The following is a 4,086-nucleotide window of genomic DNA, read 5'->3' on the forward strand; positions in this document are numbered from 1 at the left end:
GTGCGCGCTGCCCCGGCATCGCTAGTGGGTCGAGTCGGCCAAGAGGTATTCGCGGAGTTTGACGCGGTCGGGCTTGCCCGGGCCGCGGAGGGGGAACTCGTCGAGGACGGCGAGCTCGCGGGGGGCGGCGATGGAGTCGAGTTCGTCGGCGACGTATTCGCGCAGCTCGGCCAGGTCGGGGGTCGCGCCGGGGGCGGGGATCACCGCGACGGCGACGCGCTGGCCGAGGCGTTCGTCGGGCAGGCCGACGACGACCACCTCGCTGATCGTGGGGTGGTTGATCAGCACGGCCTCGACCACCTGCGGTATCACCAGCAGGCCGCCGGTGGTGATCGCCTCGTCGAGCCGTCCGGTGATGCTCAGCAGACCGTTGTCGAAGGTGCCCGCGTCCTCGGTGCGGAACCAGCCCGGTTCGGCGAAGGCGGGATGGTCGGGCTGATTGCGATAGCCCGAGGCGACCATGGCCCCGCCCAGCACGACTCGGCCGTCTTCGACCCGGACCTTCGTGCCCTCCAGCGGCACGCCGTCGTATACGCAGCCGCCGCAGGTCTCGCTCATGCCGTAGGTGCGCACCACGGTGATGCCCGCGGCTCGCGCGCGCTCGTAGACCGGCAGTGGAGTGGCCGCGCCGCCCACCAGCACGCCGTCGAGCCGGGCCAGCGCGGCGGTGGCGACCGGCGACTCGAGCGCCTTGATCAACTGGGTCGGGACCAGGGACGTGTAGCGCCGTTCGCCACGCATACCCGTGATGGCGCCGGCCAGGGCTTCGGGAAGGAATCCGCCGGAGACGTCCAGCACGGTGGGTTCGGTGCCCGCCAGGATGCTGCGCAGCAGCACCTGGATACCGGCGATGTGATGGGTCGGCAGGGCCAGCAACCAGTTGCCGGGGCCGCCGAGCCGGTCGTGGGTCGCGATGCCGCTGGCGCGCAGGGCCGCCGAACTCAGCATCGCGCCCTTCGGCACGCCCGTGGTGCCGGAGGTGGTCACCACCAGAGCGACTTCCTCGTCGATCGGCTCGCCCGGCGAGAGGGCGTCGCTCAAGCGTCTGGTCTCGCGTCGATCGCTGGTGGGAATGGGCAGCCACGCGGCCCCGTTACCTTCCAGCGCCTCCCGCAGATGAGGCAAGACGTCGCCGAGACCGGAACCGCTGGGCATCGGCAAGGTACGCAATGTCTTACTCATGACGCGCCTCGCCGCTCGCCGGGCTCGGTCGTGCCCAGAGCCGCTGTGCCCATGGCTCGCTCGCTGCACTCCCTCACGGTAGGGATCGTGTCATGCCCGCGTAACCGCGTGCGGAACGGGTCGGTGTGGCGGAGTGGCGCACCCGCGGCGCGGCCACTCGGTCGGATCGGGGCTCAAGTACGACAGACATCGAGACTGCGATTCACTCGGTCGGACGGGACACGGACACAGCCGGCCCGGACGTCGGCGGTCGGGTGGCCATCCGAGCGTTATCGTCCTCGCCGGTTCTCGGCTTGGCAACTCGGTGGCGCCCGCCGAACTACCGAACGGAACCGATGCTACGACGGCGACCAGCGGGAATCCCGTCTGATCGGATGTGACGGCGGTACCTCCACCAGCACGATCGGCACACCGTCGGGATCATGCACCCACATCTCATGCAAGCCCCACGGTTCCTCGACCGGGGCGCGGTCGATCGGGATGCCCTTCAGCGCCAGCTCCACGGCCGCGGAGGACACGTCGCGCACCTGGAGCCAGATGGCGCCATCGAACGACGACGACTGCCCTGACCCGCCGTGCGCGGCGACCTCGATCAGCGACTGTCCCGCGAAGAAGACCGTGCCGCCCGGATATTCCCGCGCGATGGCCAGCTCCAGCCCGTCCCGGTAGAACGCGAGCGTGGCCGCGTAGTCGGCGGGCCGCAGGATGATCCGGCTGCTGAGGATGTCCATGTCAGAAGTACCAGGGGTAGGGAGTCCAGTCCGGCTCGCGTTTCTGCAGGAACGCGTCGCGGCCCTCGACGGCTTCGTCGGTCATGTAGGCCATCCTGGTCGCTTCGCCCGCGAAGAGTTGCTGGCCCACCAGTCCGTCGTCCAGCAAATTGAACGCGTACTTCAGCATGCGCTGGGCCTGCGGGGATTTGCCGTTGATGTCGGCGGTCCACTCCAGTGCGACGTCCTCCAGCTCGGCGTGGTCGACGACCTTGTTCACCGCGCCCATCTGGTGCATCTCCTCGGCGGTGTAGGGACGGCCGAGGAAGAAGATCTCGCGGGCGAACTTCTGTCCGACCATCTTGGCCAGGTACGCGCTGCCGTAGCCGCCGTCGAAGCTGCCCACGTCGGCGTCGGTCTGCTTGAAGCGGGCGTGCTCACGGCTGGCCAGGGTGAGGTCGCAGACCACGTGCAGGCTGTGGCCACCGCCCGCGGCCCATCCGTTCACCAGCGCGATCACCACCTTCGGCATGAAACGGATCAACCGCTGCACCTCCAGGATGTGCAGGCGGCCCGCGCGGGCCCGGTCGACCGTGTCCGCGGTGTCGCCACTGGCGTACTGGTACCCGCTGCGGCCGCGGATGCGCTGGTCACCGCCGGAGCAGAACGCCCAGCCGCCGTCCTTGGGGCTGGGGCCGTTGCCGGTGAGCAGCACCGCGCCGACGTCCGAGGTCATCCGGGCGTGGTCGAGTGCCCGGTAGAGCTCGTCGACCGTGTGCGGGCGGAACGCATTGCGCACCTCCGGCCGGTCGAACGCCACACGCACGGTGCCCTGCTCGATGTGCCGGTGATAGGTGATGTCGGTCAGGTTCTCGAATCCCGGAACGGGACGCCACAGCTTCGGATTGAACGTCACCGGGCAATGCTAGGACTCGCTGCGCCCGAAAGTCGTGGTCGGGCCGACGGAGTTCGATTTGACGGTGTAAAAATACGCGTTACCGTGCAAGTTATGAGCGAGCAAGTGAAACCGGTTATCGACCGGAGCGCGGTGGACGGATCCCGGTACGAGAAGCACGGCGGATTCCCGAAGGTCACACCCGCGCAAGTCGGCTCGGACTTCGGTGGGTTCGTGGAAGCCATGCGGACTTTGCAGGATCTCGCGGTGTCGGTGGACGCGCCCGACGACGTTTTCGGGGCCGCGCGGGCCAAAGCCCGTGAGCTGATCGAACTGCTGGAGCCCTACCGCGCGCCCGAGTTGCAAGGACCGGCCGGCCGCGCCGTCGAATTGCCGGGCCGGGGAAGCCTTCTGCTGCTGCCGTGGCAGGTGGTCGAGGCAGGGCCGGACGGCATCGAGATGACGGGTGTGTTCCGCCGCTTCCATCTCGGCGGCAACGGCGCCGCGCACGGTGGTGTGCTGCCGCTGCTGTTCGACGATCTGCTCGGCATGATCGTGCACTACGCCGGACGGCCGATCAGCCGCACCGCGTATCTTCATGTGAACTACCGCAAGATCACTCCGCTGGAGACGCAACTGACGGTTCGCGGACGGGTCGACCGGATCGAGGGGCGCAAAACTTTTATCACCGCCGAATTGCTCGATGAGCAGGGCGATCTGCTCGCGGACTGCGAAGGTCTGATGGTGGAGTTGCTACCGTGGCAGCCGTAGCCGGGTGAATGCTGGCGCGGGTGCGTATAGTTTCCCTCGCTCGTTCATCGATACCGATCCGGAGGAACCTGAAAGTGGTTGCAGCACTGTCTGAATCCCTGCTCGACGACGCGAAGCGCCCGGCTTTCCTTGCCGACGCCGTCGAGGTTCTCGATGCCGAGGTCTCGGACAAGGGTGGTGCGTCCGGCCTGGCTGTGAAGGGTGGCTACGCGGCGGTCAAGAAGATCAGCCCGTCCATCGTGCCCGACGCGCTGGAGTCGTTGGCGCCCAAGTTCGTCGCGCAGCTGGAGCCGTTCTGGCAGGAGTACACGGCCTCGGGCTCCGGCAAGTTCGCCGATCTGCTCGTCGCCAAGTCGGACGAGGTCGCCGAGGCGTTGCTCGCCGTCACCGACGCCCGGGCCGAGTCCTCCACTCGCCCCGCCCTGCAGAAGGTCTACTCCTCGATGCGTTCCTCGGCGAAGAAGAACGTCATCGAGGCGCTGCCGCGCGTGGGCGACCTGGTCCAGAAGCACGCTCAGTAGTATCTGC

At 68.0% G+C, this 4,086-nt stretch carries 5 protein-coding genes; 2 read left to right on the forward strand and 3 right to left on the reverse strand.

Annotation, left to right across the window (positions count from 1 at the left end):
• Positions 1-21: 21 nt before the first annotated feature.
• The 3 genes from menE to ACFU5M_RS34105 all read right to left on the reverse strand — a co-directional run bounded on the left by menE (position 22) and on the right by ACFU5M_RS34105 (position 2,808).
• Positions 22-1,182: an o-succinylbenzoate--CoA ligase gene (gene menE, locus ACFU5M_RS34095; RefSeq protein ID WP_379055678.1), complete on the reverse strand. Its 1,161-nt coding sequence runs from the start codon at positions 1,180-1,182 to the stop codon at positions 22-24.
• Between the two features lie 338 nt (positions 1,183-1,520).
• The gene (locus ACFU5M_RS34100) at positions 1,521-1,913 is read right to left on the reverse strand and encodes a VOC family protein (protein ID WP_379055680.1); all 393 of its coding nucleotides are present in this window, start codon (positions 1,911-1,913) and stop codon (positions 1,521-1,523) included.
• Between the two features lies 1 nt (position 1,914).
• Positions 1,915-2,808 (reverse strand): 1,4-dihydroxy-2-naphthoyl-CoA synthase, encoded by an 894-nt coding sequence (locus ACFU5M_RS34105; protein ID WP_379055682.1) that lies wholly within the window; start codon positions 2,806-2,808, stop codon positions 1,915-1,917.
• Between the two features lie 93 nt (positions 2,809-2,901).
• On the opposite strand from ACFU5M_RS34105, the gene ACFU5M_RS34110 reads away from it, so the two are divergent.
• A complete protein-coding gene (locus tag ACFU5M_RS34110) occupies positions 2,902-3,558 on the forward strand; it encodes a PaaI family thioesterase (protein WP_379055684.1) in 657 nt (218 codons plus the stop codon).
• 74 nt (positions 3,559-3,632) lie between these two features.
• Positions 3,633-4,079, forward strand: a complete 447-nt coding sequence (locus tag ACFU5M_RS34115; protein ID WP_379055686.1) for a DUF6918 family protein — start codon at positions 3,633-3,635, stop codon at positions 4,077-4,079.
• The last annotated feature ends 7 nt before the right edge of the window (positions 4,080-4,086 follow it).

It is taken from the genome of Nocardia sp. NPDC057455, assembly GCF_042802775.1.
GTDB lineage: Bacteria > Actinomycetota > Actinomycetes > Mycobacteriales > Mycobacteriaceae > Nocardia.